The organism is Sphingomonas corticis (assembly GCF_012035195.1).
GTDB classification, from domain to species: Bacteria; Pseudomonadota; Alphaproteobacteria; order Sphingomonadales; family Sphingomonadaceae; genus Sphingomonas; species Sphingomonas corticis.
On the sequence record NZ_JAAVJH010000015.1, the window covers coordinates 44,087 to 61,146 of the forward strand.

16 protein-coding genes are annotated in these 17,060 nt (G+C 70.9%); 7 read left to right on the forward strand and 9 right to left on the reverse strand.

The features are described 5' to 3' along the window. Positions 1 to 53 precede the first annotated feature (53 nt). Both HBH26_RS17050 and HBH26_RS17055 read left to right on the forward strand, forming a co-directional pair. Positions 54 to 3,368: a TM0106 family RecB-like putative nuclease gene (locus tag HBH26_RS17050; protein ID WP_239024886.1), complete on the forward strand. Its 3,315-nt coding sequence runs from the start codon at positions 54 to 56 to the stop codon at positions 3,366 to 3,368. Positions 3,369 to 3,420: 52 nt separating this feature from the next. Next, positions 3,421 to 3,681, forward strand: coding sequence for a hypothetical protein (locus HBH26_RS17055; protein WP_168135849.1), 261 nt, complete (start codon positions 3,421 to 3,423; stop codon positions 3,679 to 3,681). A 25-nt stretch (positions 3,682 to 3,706) separates the two neighbouring features. Here the strand turns inward: HBH26_RS17055 and HBH26_RS17060 are convergent, their stop codons facing one another. From HBH26_RS17060 to HBH26_RS17095, 8 genes are all read right to left on the reverse strand, one after another. Beyond that, positions 3,707 to 4,834: a HEPN domain-containing protein gene (locus HBH26_RS17060; RefSeq protein WP_168135850.1), complete on the reverse strand. Its 1,128-nt coding sequence runs from the start codon at positions 4,832 to 4,834 to the stop codon at positions 3,707 to 3,709. Between the two features lies 1 nt (position 4,835). After that, positions 4,836 to 7,022: a topoisomerase DNA-binding C4 zinc finger domain-containing protein gene (locus HBH26_RS20495; RefSeq protein WP_239024895.1), complete on the reverse strand. Its 2,187-nt coding sequence runs from the start codon at positions 7,020 to 7,022 to the stop codon at positions 4,836 to 4,838. Positions 7,023 to 7,024: 2 nt separating this feature from the next. Continuing rightward, positions 7,025 to 7,786 carry a PP2C family serine/threonine-protein phosphatase gene (locus tag HBH26_RS17070; RefSeq protein WP_168135851.1) on the reverse strand — a complete coding sequence of 254 codons (762 nt, stop codon included), beginning with the start codon at positions 7,784 to 7,786 and terminating at the stop codon, positions 7,025 to 7,027. Next, entirely contained in the window at positions 7,776 to 8,453 is a 678-nt protein-coding gene (locus tag HBH26_RS17075) for a vWA domain-containing protein (protein ID WP_168135852.1), read from the reverse strand. The genes HBH26_RS17070 and HBH26_RS17075 overlap by 11 nt, the downstream gene beginning before the upstream one ends. Before the next feature lie 214 nt (positions 8,454 to 8,667). Further along, positions 8,668 to 9,174: a GNAT family acetyltransferase gene (locus HBH26_RS17080; RefSeq protein ID WP_168135853.1), complete on the reverse strand. Its 507-nt coding sequence runs from the start codon at positions 9,172 to 9,174 to the stop codon at positions 8,668 to 8,670. Next, complete coding sequence (locus tag HBH26_RS17085; protein WP_168135854.1) at positions 9,171 to 10,589, reverse strand: MFS transporter; 1,419 nt, start codon at positions 10,587 to 10,589, stop codon at positions 9,171 to 9,173. Before HBH26_RS17085 ends, HBH26_RS17080 begins: the two co-directional genes overlap by 4 nt. Further along, positions 10,590 to 11,216: a glutathione S-transferase N-terminal domain-containing protein gene (locus tag HBH26_RS17090; RefSeq protein ID WP_168135855.1), complete on the reverse strand. Its 627-nt coding sequence runs from the start codon at positions 11,214 to 11,216 to the stop codon at positions 10,590 to 10,592. After that, a complete protein-coding gene (locus tag HBH26_RS17095) occupies positions 11,213 to 12,280 on the reverse strand; it encodes an NAD(P)H-dependent flavin oxidoreductase (RefSeq protein WP_168135856.1) in 1,068 nt (355 codons plus the stop codon). The genes HBH26_RS17090 and HBH26_RS17095 overlap by 4 nt, the downstream gene beginning before the upstream one ends. Positions 12,281 to 12,381: 101 nt before the next feature. Between HBH26_RS17095 and HBH26_RS17100 the strand changes: the two genes are divergently transcribed. The 4 genes from HBH26_RS17100 (at position 12,382) to HBH26_RS17115 (ending at position 15,608) form a co-directional block, all read left to right on the forward strand. Beyond that, entirely contained in the window at positions 12,382 to 13,272 is an 891-nt protein-coding gene (locus tag HBH26_RS17100) for a LysR substrate-binding domain-containing protein (protein ID WP_168135857.1), read from the forward strand. Between the two features lie 65 nt (positions 13,273 to 13,337). Then, the gene (locus HBH26_RS17105) at positions 13,338 to 13,979 is read left to right on the forward strand and encodes a TetR/AcrR family transcriptional regulator (protein WP_239024887.1); all 642 of its coding nucleotides are present in this window, start codon (positions 13,338 to 13,340) and stop codon (positions 13,977 to 13,979) included. Positions 13,980 to 14,050: 71 nt separating this feature from the next. Then, entirely contained in the window at positions 14,051 to 14,953 is a 903-nt protein-coding gene (locus HBH26_RS17110; protein WP_168135859.1) for an NAD(P)-dependent oxidoreductase, read from the forward strand. Positions 14,954 to 14,957: 4 nt separating this feature from the next. Then, the gene (locus HBH26_RS17115) at positions 14,958 to 15,608 is read left to right on the forward strand and encodes a glutathione S-transferase family protein (protein WP_168135860.1); all 651 of its coding nucleotides are present in this window, start codon (positions 14,958 to 14,960) and stop codon (positions 15,606 to 15,608) included. Positions 15,609 to 15,611: 3 nt separating this feature from the next. Here the strand turns inward: HBH26_RS17115 and HBH26_RS17120 are convergent, their stop codons facing one another. Further along, on the reverse strand, positions 15,612 to 16,034 hold the full coding sequence (locus HBH26_RS17120; RefSeq protein WP_168135861.1) for a PaaI family thioesterase: 423 nt from the start codon (positions 16,032 to 16,034) through the stop codon (positions 15,612 to 15,614). A 12-nt stretch (positions 16,035 to 16,046) separates the two neighbouring features. On the opposite strand from HBH26_RS17120, the gene HBH26_RS17125 reads away from it, so the two are divergent. Further along, positions 16,047 to 16,754 carry a 2-hydroxychromene-2-carboxylate isomerase gene (locus tag HBH26_RS17125; RefSeq protein ID WP_209308650.1) on the forward strand — a complete coding sequence of 236 codons (708 nt, stop codon included), beginning with the start codon at positions 16,047 to 16,049 and terminating at the stop codon, positions 16,752 to 16,754. The last annotated feature ends 306 nt before the right edge of the window (positions 16,755 to 17,060 follow it).

Below are 17,060 nucleotides of genomic sequence, written 5' to 3' on the forward strand. Positions count from 1 at the left end.
TATGTGCTATGGAGCAGGAAAGGGGAATGCACATGCGCAGGATCGATGGCGCGATGAGGCTCTCGGCCTCGGACTTGATGCGGTTCAAGGGATGCCGGCACGCGACGGCGCTGGACCTGCGCCTGATCGAGGTCGGCGACCTGGCGCCGGGCGAGGACGGCGCGGAGGCCGAGCTGCTGCAGCGGCAGGGCGACGAGCACGAGCTCGCCTTCCTTGACCAGCTCAAGGCGGACGGCCGCCGCGTCGTCGAGATCCCCAAGGAAGGCATCTCCCTCGAGGAGTCCGTGCGGTTGACGCACGAGGCGATGCGCGATGGACCCGACGTGATCTTCCAGGGTGCGCTGCTCGACGGCGCGTGGGGCGGCTACAGCGACTTCCTCGAGCGCGTCGAGCGCCCCTCAAACCTTGGCGCCTGGTCCTACGAGGTCGTCGACACGAAGCTGAAGCGCAAGCCCGACCCGAAGCACGTCCTGCAGCTCTGCCTCTACAGCGACCTGCTCGCGAAGGTGCAGGGCGTCGCGCCCGAGGCGGCCCACCTGCAGCTCGGCGACGGCACCCGGTTCACGGTCCGGCTGGCGGAGGTGTCCTCGTATGCCCGCCACGCGCGCCGCATGCTGGAGGCGTTCCTCGTGGAGCGGCCGGAGACGCGTCCCGAGCCGGTGTCGGCGTGCGCGCTCTGCCGCTGGAGCGACCGCTGCGAGGAGCGGTGGGAGGCGGAGGACAGCCTCGCGCTGGTCGCCGGCATCAGCCGCTCGCAGCGCCAGAAGCTGGAGGCCGCCGGCGTGACGACGATGGCGGGCCTCGGCGCCCGTGACGAGCGCGTGCCGAGGATGGCGGCCGAGACGCAGCGGCGGCTCGTCACCCAGGCGCGGTTGCAGTCGGCGCGCCGCGCAGGCGGGCCGCCGTCGTTCGAGCTGCGCGACGCCGAGCCCGGCAAGGGCTTCGGGCTGCTTCCCGCCCCTGACGAAGGCGACGTCTTCTACGACATCGAAGGCGACCCCTACTTCCCGGGTGGCCTTGAATACCTCCACGGGGTGTGGTTCCGCGAGAACGGCGCGTGGGAGTTCCGCGCCTTCTGGGCGCACACCCGCGAGGACGAGGGCCGCGCCGCCGCTGATCTGCTGGCGTTTCTCGTCGACCGCATGCGCCGCTACCCCCAGGCGCACGTCTACCACTACGCCAACTACGAGATCGCGGCGCTCCGCCGGCTGACCGCGCAGCACCGCACCGGCGAGGCGGCGATGGACCAGCTGCAGCGCGAGCGGCGCTTCGTCGATCTCTTCAAGGTGGTGTCGGGCGCGATGGTGGCCTCGGAGAAGGGCTACTCGATCAAGGATCTCGAGGCCTTCTACATGGAGAAGCGCGCGGCCGACGTCGCGACGGCCGGCGCCAGCGTCGTCTTCTACGAGGAGTGGCGGCAGACGGGCGAGCAGCGCCTGCTGGACGAGATCCACGACTACAACCGCACGGATTGCGTCTCCACCCAGCTGCTCCGCGACTGGCTGGTCCGCGACGTGCGCCCGGCCGCGATGGCGTGGCCGGTGCTCGGCGAGGTGCCCGAGGGCGGGACGCTATCGAACCTCGCGGCGGAGGACGAGGAGCTCGCGGCACTGCGCGCGAGGCTGCTTCCGGTCCGCGAGCGTCTCGGCGACCGCATCGCCGACCTGCTGCTGGACCTCAGCCAGTTCCATCGGCGAGAGGACAAGCCCGCATACTGGGCGATCTTCGACCGTCTCGCGCAGGAGAGCGAGGAGCTGCTCGACGACCTCGAGTGCATCCAGGGGTTGGTCGCGATCGACCAGCCCGTCCAGGTGACGAGGCAGTCGTTCGAGCGGACCTACCGCTTCCCCGAGCAGGAGACGAAGCTGCGGGCCGGCAAGTCGCCCTGCATGAAGCCGGCGGCTGGCATCGAGGAGGTCAACCTCCGCTCGATCGACCACGACGCGAACACGCTCGTGCTGCGGCGTTCGACCGCGAAGGGTCCGCTGCCCGACACGCTGGACCTGCTGCCGCCCCAGCCGCTCCGCAACAAGGTGCTGCGCGAGTCGGTCGCCGCGGTGATCGACGAGGTCATCGCCGGCGCCGGCCGCCTGCCGGCGGTCGAGCACCTGCTGACCCGGTCGGCGCCGGTCTTCCTGGATGGTCCGCGCCCTGCAGGGGTCATCCCGGCCGATGGCGACCTACCGGCCGAGACGAGCCGCGCGATCGCCGCAATGGCGGGCACGACGCTCGCCATCCAGGGCCCGCCCGGCACCGGCAAGACCTACGTCAGCGCGCTCTCGATCGTGAACCTCGTCCGCGCGGGCAATCGCATCGCGGTCTCTTCGAACAGCCACAAGGCGATCGGCAACCTGCTCGAGGCGGTGGCCGACCGTGCGCGGGCCGAGGGCGTGCGCTGCGGCGTCGTCCAGAAGTCTTCCGACGACGGCGACGACGACGCGCATCCCGGCATCGTGCTCGTCGGCGACAACGACGCTCCCGAGATCGCGGCGGCGGACGTGGTCGGCGCGACCGCGTGGCACTTCGCGCGCTACACCGAGGCGGCCTACGACTACCTGATCGTCGACGAGGCCGGGCAGGTCTCGATCGCCAACATCCTCGCGATGGCGCGGTGCGCACGCAACATCGTGCTGGTGGGCGACCCCATGCAGCTGCCGCAGCCGCTGCAGGGCAGCCACCCCGGCGACAGCGGCCGCTCGTGCCTCGAATACCTGATCGACGGCCACCGGGTCGTGCCGTCGGACCGCGGCGTGTTCATCCCCATCAGCCGCCGCATGCATCCGCGCGTATGCGGCTTCATCTCGACGGCGGTCTACGAGGACCGGCTGAGCAGCGACGACGCGGCGGGCGGTCAGGCGCTGGTCTCGCGCGACGGTGTGGACCTGGTCGGCGCCGGCATGCGGGCGGTCCTGCACTCCGGACGCTCGCAGGTCAGTCCGGAGGAGATCGATGCGGTGGCGGCGCGGATCGCCGAGGTCGAGGGCTCGACCTACCGGGACCGCGACGGCCGCGAGCGCGTGGTCGGCCTCGCCGACATCCTGGTCGTCGCCCCCTACAACGCGCAGGTCAACGCGCTGCGCGCGAGACTGCCTGCGGCGGTCCGCGTCGGCACCGTCGATCGCTTCCAGGGCCAGGAGGCGCCGGTCTGCCTTGTCTCGATGACGACCTCCAGCGGCGAGGAGCTGCCGCGCGACATCGCCTTCCTCTTCTCCCTCAACCGCATCAACGTGGCGGTGTCGCGCGCGCAGGTGGCGGCGATGGTGTTCGCGAGCCCCGCGCTCCTCGAGACGCCCTGCCGGACGATCGAGGAGATGGCGCTGGTCAACGCGCTGTGCATGCTCCGCGACTACGGGGGTGACAGCTTCTGACACCCGCGCGTGCGACTGTGTGCATATCGAGGCACGCAGGAGACGCGGGAACATGGCACTCTGGGACATCGGCTTTCGCAACATCGTGGACGTCGACGGGCAGCTGCTCGCGATCGACGCCGACCTCATCGATCCGGCCACGCTGCTGGCGAAGGCGAACCGGCCGGCGGACGGGCCGCTCTGGCTGGTGCGCGCGGGCGAGCGCCTGCTGCTCCAGCCGCGCCAGATGATCCGCCTGAACCAGGACGAGGTGCTCTTCTTCGAAACGGCGGAGGTTCGGCAGGCCTGGGAGCCGGCCCGGCTCGCTGCCTGAGGGTCGGCCCGGCGATCGCCGCTCTTTAGCGTGCGGCAGCGTCGGCGCCCTCTGGCGGTGCCACTTCGACATCCGCGCCAAGGTCGGCCGCCATCGTCAGCAGCACGTAGCGGGTCACGCGTTCGAGGCCGCTGAACAGCGGCGCCTTGGCTAGGATCTTGGCCATCTCCCGGTCCGCCACCACCGGCTCGCCGAGCTGCACCTCGTATTGGGACATGTGCAGGTTGATCCATTGGCCGAACGGGTAGCCCGAATGGACGAAGCGGCTGCGTAGGTCGTAGGCGGCCGAGATCCTGCCGGGGAAACCGTCCCTCTTGAACGAGCCCCACTGGTCCTCGGCCTCCCAACGCTCGAAGAACGAGTCGTCGACCATCGACGTTATCGCGCCGACGAACCTTCGCTTGATGCCGCGGAGCCGACCGCGAAGAAAGGTCGCGAGGCGCTCTCCGTCCTCCATCTCGTTGGCTATCCGTGCAAGCGCGGCGCGGGCCTCCTCGTCGAGCGCTTCCTCCTCGCTCGGTTCGTGGAAGTTCGAGATGATCTCGCCGGCGGTGATCAGGTTGAGGTATGCCCCCTCGGGATCGTTCTCGATCGACAGGAGCGCGCGTCTGTAGAATCGTGCCGCCGACAGGAAGGTGGCCACCCGGTGGTCGTCGCGCGGGGCTCCGAGGATCGGCGCGATGCGGCGGACCTCCCCGAGGTTGAGGGGCACCGGCCGGTCGACGCGCGGCCGCCCGTCGTTCTGCCGGAGTCTGGGTTCGCAAGGCGTCGCGAAGGTCCCTAGGTCAGGCATGCCGAAGGAGCCTGACATCTCGAACGGGCCGTGATTCTCGAACTTCTTCCCGAACAGGACACTCAGCGCGGATGCCAGCACCTCGCCGGCGTTCTCGTAGTTGGGGATGATCAGGCCCGGTGCGGGTTCCTCGGGCGGTGGTGTCCGGAACGCCAGGACGAGCGCCGTCCGGCTGAGCGAGTCGCCACCGTTCCCGAACCACTGCCGGCGCCCGGTGTAGAGGGGCGGCCATGCATGCGCGATGAGCATGTTCGGCGTGTCGAACTCGCCGACGAAGTGTGCCGGTGTCGAGAGCAAGAGCTTCTGGACGCTGTCGTCCGGGCGAAGGCGAAACTGTTGGGATCGTTCGTCGTCGGGCATGTCAGTTCCTCGTCCCTCGGCAGGCCGGGTAGCGCGAGCAGCCCCAGAACTGGCGGCCGGACCGGGGTCCCCGTCGCGCCGTGCGGCGGACCATGCCGGACCCGCATTGGGGGCAGGTGGGCCTGGCGCCCGGGGTGCCCGACGGTGCCGGGGCGGGACGGGGAACGTGGCCACCACTCGCGTAGGCCGAAGCCGTGGGGCCTCGACCGGGGATGTTCGGGGATGATCTGGCGAGGTTGATCGGGGCGCTGGCCGGGACGGCCATGCCGAGCTGCCGGAGATCCCGCGCCGCCTCGGCGCGGGCCTGGAGTGCCGCGGTGAGCGCGGGATCGGGTTGTTTGGCCCGGGCGCCGAGGAGTTGCGGCGCCGCCTGCAGCGCCGCCGCTCCCGAGCGGATCTTCGCCTCGAGGTCGGATCGCCTGCTCGCGGCCGCGGAACGCACCGCGTTCTCCGCCTGCACGTCGCTTGCGTCGGGCGTGGCGTTGTATCGGAACCTGGCCTCGTGGGCGCGGCGCCAGGCGACCAGCTTCGCCGTGAGCGCGTCGCCGAAGCCGGGGACCGCCTGGACCTTCGCCGCCGTTACGTCGGCGGCCGTCTCCACGCCGTAGGATGCGAGTGTCGCGGTCTTCGCGGGGCCGATGCCGGCGATGCTGGCGCGTCGGATCTGGAAGCGGTCCAGGAAGGCGTCGCGCTGCCTTGCCTCGCGCGTCGACTTCAGGCGCGCGAGCTCCCGGGCCATCTCCTCGTCGATCCGGCGGTGCTCGCCGATCCAGCGTTCCACGTCGTCGCGGACCGCGGCCAGTTCGACGAGCCCGATGCGCTGCAGGAACGCCATCTCCGCGGCCCGGGCCCTCTGGTCCGCCTGCTCGTAGGCTCGGCGGAAGGGCGCCTGCTGGACCGAACCCCCGAAGAGCCTGACCAGTCCGAAGATGCCGATCCCGATCCACACGATCGCGAGCGCGCCGGCGTAGGCGAAGCCGGCGGCGGCGGCGAGCAGGGCGGCGAGCCCTAGCGCCTTCGCGCCGCGCACGGCGCCTTTCGCCTTCCGGACCGCCTCGCTGGATTCGCCGGAGGCCTCCGGGACGATGGGCAGCAGCGCGCCCGGGTCGGGCAGCCGCACGGCGCGGATCTGCGCGAGGATGCGCTCCAGGTCGAAGGGCGCGCCAGCCGGTGCGTGCGCAGCGCCCAACCGAACGTCGGGGAACATGTCGATCGCGGACTGGTCGACGATCCGGCACCACGTGCACTTGCCCGCGGCCGAGGGATAGTAGTGGGTCTTGACCCTGCCGCAGCGGCTGAGGGAGCCCTCCAGCTCCTTCAAGAGGTGCACCCACGCCGGGGCGTCGGGCCGCGCGGCCGGGTTCTTGCCGAACGCGGCCTCGAATGCGCGCGCGATGGGTGGCGGGAGGTCGGATAGCGTGATCGACGCCGGCGGTGGCGTCGTGCGCGTCTCCGCCCTTCTGGTCTGGGAGAAGGCGAAACGGTGCTGTGCGATGGCCTCGCCCATCGAGATGTCCCCGCCGGCGAACCGGCCGGCGTAGGGATGCTTGCCCATCGCGAGGAGATGGAACACCGCGACGGCCAGCCCGAAGTTGTCGTGGGCCTGCGTGCGCGGAACGGCCCTGAGATCGGCCCCGTGCAGTTCCGGCGGCGTGAAGTCGGGGACGCCGACGACGCACCCGTAGCGTCGGCCGTTCGCGTCGAACTGGAAGCTGTCCGCGTCGATGAGGGCGACGGTCGCGTCCTTCGAGACGAGGACGCCCGAGTGGTTGAAGTCGCCGATCACGCATCCGGTCTGGTGGACCTGGGCGACGGCCCTGGCCACGTTCAGCGCCGACCGCACGACGAAGCGGTAGTCGGCGTCCGGGAAGGCAGTCCGTCTGGATTTGGGGCTGTAGAGCTCGTGCAGAGGGCGGTAGCCGGAGACGAGGCGCATCAGGAAGCCGACGAAGACCCCGCGGGCGTCGGTCGCGATCGCCGAGGGGAAGGCCACCAGCTTCGTCGTGGAGGCCAGCGCGGCCTCCACCATGGCCCGGACCTTCGGCTCGCGCTCCGGCCGGAGATCCTGACGGTAGATCTTCACGGCGCCGTCCGGACTGCCCTCCAGGGCGAAGACCTCGCCCTCGCCGCCCTTCCCGATCCGCCTTCCCAGCGTGTGCGCGCGTCCGGCGACCCTAACCGTCTGCATCGTCACGCGCCGGAGACGAGGACCAGCGTCTTGTCGTCGTCGGTGCGCTCGCAGATCGCCGGTCCGTCGAGGTAGCGGCCCAGCGCGGCGGACAGGTCGACGAGCTTGCCGGCCGCCTCGGCCGTGTCGACCGGCCGGATCATTGGCCCGAAGAAGCCCGGGTGCGGCCTGCGCTCCGCCTGCTGGAGCGCGATCGTCTCGATCCCGTCCGAGAACACGGCGAAGCCGTCATGCGTGGAAGGTGCGCGGACCGCGTTGAGGCGCACCTCGGGATCGTCCGTCACGAAGTAGGTGGTCGATGCGAACTCGCCGCTGTCCGGCCAGCAGATCGCCACCCATTCGCCGTCGACGCGGCCCACGATCGAGCTGTCGCCGACCTGGAGGGCGAGCAGTTCGCCGCGTCTCACGACGAGCATAGCGAGCGTCGCGGCGAACTGCCGTCGCGTGACCTTCCTCTTCTCCGCGACGACCGACAGCGTGTCCCGCAAATCGTCGAGCCAATCGAGGACGAGATCCTCGTCTGGCATCGCGTCGTGCCGCTCGAACCACCCCCGGAGCCTCGCCGCCATCGACCTGCAGACCAGGGAGGCTCCCTCGCCGCCGAACGGCGCGCTGCCGGCGCCGTCCGAAACGACGACGCAGAGCGTGTCGTCTCGAAGGGTGCGCGCGAGGTAGGCGTCCTGCTTCCTTGTGCCCGCCTTGAGGTGGGAGGTGCCGATCCTGGATGCGGCGGCCCAGCGCCACCGGGGGCGATCAGCCGGCAACAGCCCAGCCGTCGGGCGCGGTGGGGTTCGCCAGCGACACGGCGTCGCCGGGGCTCGACTGCGAGACCGCGCTCAGGGAGCTCGACAGCCACTGGAAGAGTTCGCGGAACGCGAGGCCCTTGAGCTTGAGGGGCTGGCGCGTGCCGATCTGCGACAGGACGGACATGTCCGCGCCTTCGACGCCGGCGGCGTAGAACATGAACTCCTTGCGCTCTTCGCCCTCGTGCACGCGGCGCTTCGCCTCCTGCCAGCTGTCCGTCGGCGCGCCGTCGGTGATCAGGAATACCCAGGGGCGGTAATACTTGATGCCGTTCGCGCGATAGCGGTCCTTGCGTTCGCGCAGCAGGTCGAGCGCCGTCACGATGGCCTCGCCCATCGGGGTGGCGCCGCTCGCTTCGAAGTTCTCGGGATACCAGCCGTCGACCGTCGTGAATTCCGTGCGCGTCTGCACCGGACCGAACGTGACGATCGCTAGTTCCACGCGCTTGGCGGCCATCGGATCCGAATGCAGCTCGTCCTTGAACTCGACCAGCGCGCTGTTGAGCTGGTTGATCGGCGCGCCCCGCATCGAGGTCGACGTGTCGATGAGCAGGACGCACGGGCACCGCTGCTCCGGGTTCTCCGCGAACTCGGCGTCCGCGAATGGCTGCTGCTCGAAGTCGTCCATGAGTATCCCCCTTCTTTCTCGAATTGCTAGCGCCGATTATCTGGAATCCAAAGGTCTTTCCTCCGTGCCCAGCGCAAGCTCCTTTGCCTCGCGCCCGGTTCTATCCGGAATGGATCCATCAGTCGTATCGCCACTGCGGATGATCGCGTCCGCGAATGCGGATGTTCGGGAAGTCGGAAGCGCACTGCGGCGTGCGCCGACCCGGACGCACACCTCAGCCCAGGTCTGGTCCGCATTCCAGGAGCGCTTTCCCGAGGCTGATCCGCTCCTCCCGAGCGAAGCCGAGCGCCTCGTAGAAGCCGGCCAGCCTTTCGTTGGAACCACGGACCTGCAGGTTCACCTTGGTGCATCCCAGCGCGGCCAGCCGCCTCTCCGCCTCGCGGACGAGGGAGCGGCCGATGCCCCGCGATCTCTGCTCCCTTCTCACCGCGAGCGAATAGAGCCATCCGCGGTGCCCGTCGTAGCCCGCCATGACGGTCCCGGCGACGTGTCCGTCCAGCGTCGCGACGACGAGGAGGTCGGGTTGCACCGCCAGCTTCTGCGGTATTGCGGCTTCCGCCCGGTTCCGCGGCGGATCGTCGGGGAATGCCTCGTTCCAGAGGTCGCGGACCTGAGCGAACTGGGTCGCGCGGTATGTGCCGATCTGCAGGCCCGGCACAGGGTGGACGTCCGCAGCTGAGGACGCCGACCGCCGCGGACGTTCTTCGTCGGCGCTGCTCATGCCGCCCGATGCGTGGCCGCGCGGCGCTCGGCGAAGACGAGGCACAGGGCCGCAAGCACCCCGAGCGCCACAAGGGCCGCGTTCGCGAACGTCGCCGTCGCGAACGCCCGGCGGTAGTCGTCGTGCTGGCCGGCGCCCAGCGTCGCGAAGAACACCCCGCCGACGATGGCGACGCCCGTCGAGGCCCCGACCTGCAGCGAGGACATCACCAACCCGGCGGCCAGTCCGGCGTGCTCGGGCTCGACGCCCCCGACGACGGTCCCGACGATGGTCGGCATGATGATCCCGAACCCCGCGCCGAGGAGCACGAGGCCGGCGGTCGGGATGCCGAGGCCGCTTGCCCCGTGACCCATCCCGATCACGATCAGGCCCGCGAACTGCGAGGCCATCCCGAGAAGCGTCACTGCGCTGCCGAGCCGCTTTGCGAGCGAGGCGGAGGCGAGCGACACCGCGAAGTAGCTCGCCGACATCGGCATGAGCGCCAAGCCCGACTTCGCGGGCGCGACGTGCTCGCCGCTCTGCAGCAGGATTGCGATGGTCATGAACATCGCCGACGTGGTGTAGAAGGCGGCGGCGATCGCCGCGCCGAAGGCCATCGCCGGACGGCGGAACAGGTCGACGCGCACGAGCGGGTCGCCGCCGCGCCGGGCGACCGCGACCTCCCACCTGACGAACGCGGCGACGAGGGCCGGCGTCGCCGCTAGCGACGCGAAGCACCACGCGGGCCATCCCGCCTCCCGTCCGGCGGTCAGTGGGACGACGAGCGACAGCAGTGCGGCGCTGCTGATCGCGACGCCGATGAGGTCGAGGTGCTGCGGGTTCGGGGAGCGGGTGTCCTCGAGTGCGAGCGTCGCGCCGGCGAGCGCGGCGAGGCCGAGCGGGACGTTGACCAGGAATACCGGTTGCCAGGACAGCCCGAACGGGCGGGACTCGACGATGAGGCCGCCGACGACCTGGCCGCTCACGAAGGCGAGGCCGAAGGTGGCGCCGTAGAGCGCGAGCGCGAGCCGCAGGCGGTGCCCCGGGAAGATGTGGCGGATCGAGGAGATGACCTGCGGCGCCATGACCGTCGCCGTCGTGGCCTGGAGCATGCGTCCGCCGATCAGCCACGCCGGCGTCCGCGCGGTGCCGCACAGCGTCGAGGCGAGCGTGAAGCCGACGAGGCCCAGCATGAACATGCGCCTGCGTCCGTAGCGGTCGCCGAGGCGGCCGCCGGTGATCAGCAGGACGGCGTAGGTCGACATGTAGACGTTCATGACGAGCTGCAGCTGCGATGGCGACGCGTGGAGGTCGCTGCGGATCGCCGGGATCGCGAGGTTGACGACGTTGAAGTCGAGGATCGGCAGGAAAGCCCCGAGCAGGAGAACCGCGAGGGCCGCCCAGTCGCCTCTATCCGAGGCGCCACCGGCGTCCATTCAGCTCAACCCCTGCGTGGCGAGGGCGCGCCTCACGGACGGGCGTTCGCACATCCGCCGGTAGTGGTCGGCGACGTTCGGGAAGGGTGTCGTGTCGAGGCCGATGCGCGGCAGCCACCGCGTCATCAGGTAGACGTAGAAGTCCGACGTCGAGATCGCGTGGCCGAGCATCCACGGCCCCTGCGCCAGGTCGCGGTCGATGAGGTCGAAGCATTTTGAGTAGTTGGAGACCGCCTTGGCGGCCATGTCGGCCCTGGCCTGCTCGGTGTCCGCCCACCGGTAGCCGCGCAGTCCGTGCGCGATCGCGACATGGACGGTGGAGGAGATCCAGGCGTTCACGGCGTTCATCCGCGCGAGCCCGAACGCGTCGGCGGGCGCGAGCTCCGCCTCCGGATGGGTCGCGGCGACGTAGCCGAGGATCGCGGCGACCTCGGTGAGCGGGCCGTGCGCCGTCTCGAGGACGGGGACCCGGCCCTTCGGGTTCAGGGCGAGGAACCCGGGCGTGAACTGGTCTCCCGCGGCGAGGTCGAGGCGGACCGCCTCGAAGTCGGCGCCGGCCTCCTCGAGCGCCGCGTGGACCGCGAGCGAGCAGCTCCCGGGTGAGTAGTGGAGGCGCAGCGCGGTCACGCGAGGATCTCCTGCGCCTCGGCCCACAGCCGGCGCGTCAGCGTCTTCGCGGACTCCGTGCTGGCGAGCGATCCCGACTGGCCCGACCACGCCTGCATCCGCTCGGCGTCGCCCGTCCTGCCGGCATCGGCCCGCATCTGCGCGGTCAGGCCGCGCTGCACGGGATAGGGCGCGGGTGGCGGCGCGTCGTCCGCCGTGGCGGCGCGGACGTATTCCGTCCGCACGCTCCTGCCCGGGCGGCCGCTGAACACGCGGCTGACCGCCGTGTCCTCGGGGGCGGTGCGGGCGATGGCGTCGGCCCAGGCCGGGTGTATCCGCGCCTCCGGGGTCCGCAGGAAGCCGGTGCCGATCTGGGCGGCGCTCGCGCCCAGCGCGAGCGCGGCGGCGACGCCGCGGGCGTCGGCGATGCCTCCGGTCGCCACGACGGGCACGGCGACCGCGTCGACCACGGCCGGTATGAGCGACACGAGCCCGACCAGCTCGCGCTCGGCGGACGCCGGGTCGAAGGCGGCGCGGTGGCCGCCCGCCTCCATGCCCTGCGCGATGATGACGTCCGCGCCGGCCGCTTCGGCGCGGCGGGCCTCGCGCACGGTGGACACGACGGCGAACCACGGGATCCCGCGGTCCTTCGCGCGGCGCACGACGTCGTCCGGGAAAAGGCCCATGACCGACGAGATCGCAGCCGGCGCTGCGTCGATGATCGCGTCACATTGCGCCGCGAAGTCGGGGGGCGTCGCGTCCCCGGCGTCCGCGGGGACCTCGGGCCCCCACTTCGCGAGGAAGTCCCGGACCCGCGCCTCGGACCCGGCGTCGCGCCCGGGCGCTGGGTCGGGAACCCAGAGGTTCAGCTGGAACCGGTTGGACGAGGCGGCGGCCACGGCCGAGCACCAGTCCAGGATCTCGGCCGGCTGCATCAGGAGGGCGCCCAGCGCCCCCATGCCGCCCGCGCCGATGACCGCCGAGGAGAGCTCTGGCGCGCTCGCCCCCGCCATCGGCGCCAGCATGATCGGCACGTCGAGCCCGAAGCGTTCGCAGAACGCGGCCACGCGCGCGTTTTTCAACATAGATCACCTCCGTTATCCTATTGTGCTTTCGGTCCGCAGAGCCCACAAACGATAAGTCGAGAACACGGTTATCTCGTTCGGAGATAGCGGCTGGAGCGGGCATGGAGCTGAGTGATCTCAGGACCTTCGAGGCGGTGGCGCGGCTGGGCGGGATGAACCGCGCCGCGGCCGAGCTGAACACGGTCCAGTCCAACGTGACCTCGCGGATCCGCGCGCTCGAGCGGGAGCTCGGGACGGAGCTGTTCCGCCGGCACAGCCGCGGCGTCGAGCTGACGCGCGCCGGCGCGCGGCTCCTGCCCTTCGCGTCGAAGGCGGCATGGGTGCTGGCCGAGGCGCGCCGCGCGGTCCTCGACGACGGGTTTCCCTCCGGGCGCCTCGACCTGGGGTCGCTCGAGACCACCGCGGCCTTGCGGCTGTCTCCCGTCATCGCCGCCTTCACCGCGGCGCATCCCGCCGTCGCCGTCAACCTCCGGGTCGGGTCCAACGAGGTGCTGATCGGCCAGGTGCTCGAGCATTCCCTCGACGCCGCGTTCGTCTGCGGACCGGTCGACCATCCCGAGCTCGAGGCCGAGGTCGTGTTCGAGGAGGAGCTCGTGCTCGCCCGCTCGGCCTACGCCGACCTGGACGCACCGGCGCTCGCCGATGGCGCGCGGATCATCGTGAAGTCGCCGGGCTGCGCCTACCGCGACCGCTTCGAGGCGGTGCTCGGTGCGGCGGGCGTCCGCGAGCATGCGGTGCTGGAGTTCGGGACGCTCGACGCGATCATCGGCTGCGTGAAGGCGGGGCTGGGCGTGACCATGCTCCCACGCAGCGTCCTCGTAGCGGCTGAGGCGGCCGGCGACGTCGTCCTCGAACCGCTCGGCGGGGAGCTTGCCGCGGTCGAGACGCTGCTAGTCCGCAGGCGCGGGGCGACCGGATTCAGCGCCCTGCGCGAGTTCCTGTCATACCTTCGGCCGGTCGCAGATGGCGACGGTTGCGGGATCGCGGCGTGAGGCGGCGCCATCGACCATCTACCTCCTCGGCCCGCGGCGGGCCGAGGCCCACCGGGGACTGATCCATGCGATATTCGGCAGAGCACAAGGCTGCGTCGCGCGACGCGCTCGTCCGGGCGGCGGCCCGCGTGATCCGCGAGAAGGGCTTCGACGGCGTGGGCGTCGACCAACTGTCGAAGGCCGCGGGCCTGACCTCGGGCAGCTTCTACAAGCACTTCGACACCAAGGCGCAGGTGCTGCTGGAGGTGGCGAAGGCGGGGATCGACCGTGTGGCGGCGCGCATCCGGCGGCTCCGGTCCTCGCCGACCCTCGACCCCGTCGGGGGTTGGGTGAACGACTTCGCGTCGCTCCACACCTCGAGCACCCACCTTCAGGAGACCGGCCGGGGCTGCAACCTCCCGGCCCTGACCCCCGAGATCGTCCGGGCCGACGGGGAGACGAAGGAGGCATACCAGGAGAGCGTGAGGCGGGCGGTCGACGCCATGCTGGAGGAGGCGCCCCTCGAGGGCGAGGCCGACGGACGCGCGCGCGCCCTCGCGATGCTCGCCCTGCTCGCCGGTGGCGCCAGCATGGCGCGGGCCGTCGCCGATGAGAGGCTGTCCGCGGAGATCGCCGAATCCGTCCGCAGGGCCTGCGTGACCATCGCCGCCACGCCGCTCTCGGAGACGCCCCGCAGCGGCATCGTCTGGACGCCGTCCGACTTCTAATCCCGCCCGGCGCGCTTTTGGATAGCAAACGTTATCCAACGTGCTATTCCGGGGCGCGAAGGGAGATTGGGATGAGGGTCGCGTTCCTCGGCCTCGGTCACATGGGCGAGTCGATGGCCGCCAACCTTGTGCGGTCGGGCGTGGATGTGCTGGCCTGGAACCGCTCGGAGCCCGCGCTGCGCCGTCTCGCGGCGCTCGGCGCCGCGACGGGCGCTTCGGCCCGCTCGACGTTGCGCGGCGCCGAGGTCGCGCTCCTTATGCTGGCGGACGAGCGGGCGGTCGACGAGGTCCTCGGTCGTGGCACCGCGGAATTCGCGGGCAACGTCGCGGGCCGGCTGGTGGTGCACATGGGGACGACGTCGCCCGCCTTCTCCGCCTCGCTGGGGGAGGCGGTCCGCGAGGCCGGCGGCCGATACGTCGAGGCGCCGGTCTCGGGCTCGCGCGTGCCTGCCGAGCAAGGGATGCTGGTCGGCATGGTCGCCGGCGGGGACGCGGATGTCGCACTCGTCCGTGAGCTCGTCGCGCCGATGTGCCGCCGGACCTTCGCCTGCGGCGCGGTGCCCGGGGCGCTCACCATGAAGCTCGCGGTCAACCTCTTCCTGATCGCGATGGTGACGGGTCTGGTCGAGGCATCCCACTTCGCCGCCAACAGCGGCCTCGACCTCGACCTCTTCCGCTCCGTGCTCGACGCCGGTCCGATGGCCAGCGACGTGTCGCGCGTGAAGCTGGACAAGCTCGTGCGCAGCGACATGTCGCCGCAGGCCGGCTTGTCGGACGTGCTGATGAACTGCGGCCTCGTCGCCGACGCGGCGCGTGCCGCCGGCATCGCGACGCCGCTGCTCGACCAGTCGCACCAGCTGTATGCCGAGGCCGAGGCCATGGGCTTGGGCGACCTCGACATGATCGGGGTCTCGGGGGCGATCGAGGAGCTGACGGCAGCGCGCCGGGTCACCCGGATCATGCAGGGACGCTGACCGGATGCACCGCCTCTACTACTCGCCGGGCAGCTGCTCGCTCGCTCCCCACATCGTCCTCGAGGAGATCGGCGAGCCCTACGAGACTGAGCTCGTGGCCGCGACCGACGGCGCGATGACGCGCACCGACCGGTGGCGCGCGATCAACCCGAAGGCGCGGGTGCCGGCGCTGAGCGCGGTGCCTGGTTCGATCGGGGGACAGCCATGCCTCCTGACCGAGGTGGCGGCGATCGTCACCTACCTCGCCGACACGCACCCGGAGGCGGGGCTCCTGCCTGCCGATCCCGCGTGGCGGGCCCGCGCGGCCGAGTGGATGAACTGGCTGTCGGGTGCCGTGCACGCGATGGCGTTCGGCCAGATCTGGCGGCCCGAGCGCTTCTCGGACGACGTCTCGGCGCACGGCACCATCAAGGAGAAGGGGCTCTCGTCACTGCGCGACCACGCCGCCTACATCGACAGTCTTCTCGGCGACGGACGGGGCTGGGCGGTCCCGACGGGCTACTCCGTGGTGGACCCGTATCTCCTCGTGTTCTGGCGTTGGAGCGGCATCGTCGGCCTGGACACGTCGGGGCTCGTCGCCTGGGCTGAGCATGCGGAACGCGTGAAGGAGCGACCGGCCGTCCGGCGCGTGATGGCGTTCTGCGGGATCGAGTGACCGCTAGCCGTCGGCGGTCCGGACGATCTTGAAGATCGCGGAGGCGCTGGCGACCGCCTCGCCGTCAGCCAGGACGTCCGCCTCGGCGTAGGCGATCGAGCCGCCGACCCGGCGGGGCCGGGCGCGCACCTCGATCCACTGGCCGACCCGTGCGGATCCAAGATAGTCGACCGACAGGTGGGCGGTCAGCAGCCCCTTCGCGCCGTCCGCCCGGTCGGCGCACGCTATGCCCATCGCGTTGTCGGCGAGCGCCGACAGCACGCCGCCGTGCAGGAGGCCGCGCGCGTTGCAGTGCGCCTCCCTCACGTGGAGCCCGATCGTGAAACCGTCGTCGCGGCGCGACCAGAGCGGCTCCCACGGATCGGTCGCCGGGCTCTGCCGGAAGTGGCGTTCGAACCCTGCAGGCACGGTCTCAGACACCCCCATCTCACTCGCTCCTTGCCGCTTTGGATAACGGACGTTACCTTACGTGTTCGGGCTGCTGGTGCAAGCGCCCGGACGCTGGAGGGCAGTCTGTTGGGAACCTCGCCGCCGATCGAGTTCTGGTTCGACCTCAGCTCGCCCTACGCTTACTTTGCGGCGCTCAAGATCAAAGGGTTGGCGGAGCGCCACGGCCGGAAGGTGCACTGGCGTCCATTCCTGCTGGGCGTCCTGTTCCGCGTGACCGGAAACGCACCGCTCACCGGTCAGCCGCTCAAGGGCGACTACTGCCGGCGCGACTGGGAGCGGCTGGCCCGCATGGACGGTGTGCCGTTCGTCATGCGGTCCGACTTCCCCGTCGCGACGCAGGCGCCGGCGCGTATGATCCTCGCGGTGGAGAGGATCGAGGGGCGCGATTTGGCCGCCTGGTTCGCTCGCAGCCTCTTCGAGGCGATGTTCGGCGCCGGCCTCAGGATCGAGGATGCGGCGGTCGCCGCCGACGTCGGCCGCGGGATCGGCCTCGATGCCGCGATGCTGAGGAAGGCGGCGGAAGACCCGGAGCTGAAGTCCGCCTTGCGCGACCAGTGCGCCGAGGCCGAACGGCGCGGCATATTCGGCTCCCCTTGGTTCATCGTCGACGGAGAGCCGTTCTGGGGCGCCGACCGCCTGCCGATGGTCGAGCGGTGGTTGACGCACACTACATCGATCGGCCCTTCCACACCCTGACAGCTTCTGTCACCCTCATGCACGATGATTCACGGTGCGGCCATTCTCCGAGCGGCGGTCGATTCGGGGACGGGGCGGCGGCATGGTGATGGAGGATCGATATGGCGAAGGGTGGTGGCTTCAGGAGCGCGGGCACCGGACGGTATGTGAGCTCGAGCTACGGGCGTTCGCATCCGCGGACCACTGTTCACGAGGCGGCGGGCAGGAGCGGTAGCTCGGGCGCCCACTACCGCAGCGCGATCAGCGGACGCTACGTGACCACGAAGCATGGCAAGGCCAGCCCGCACACCACGGTGCGCGAGGACT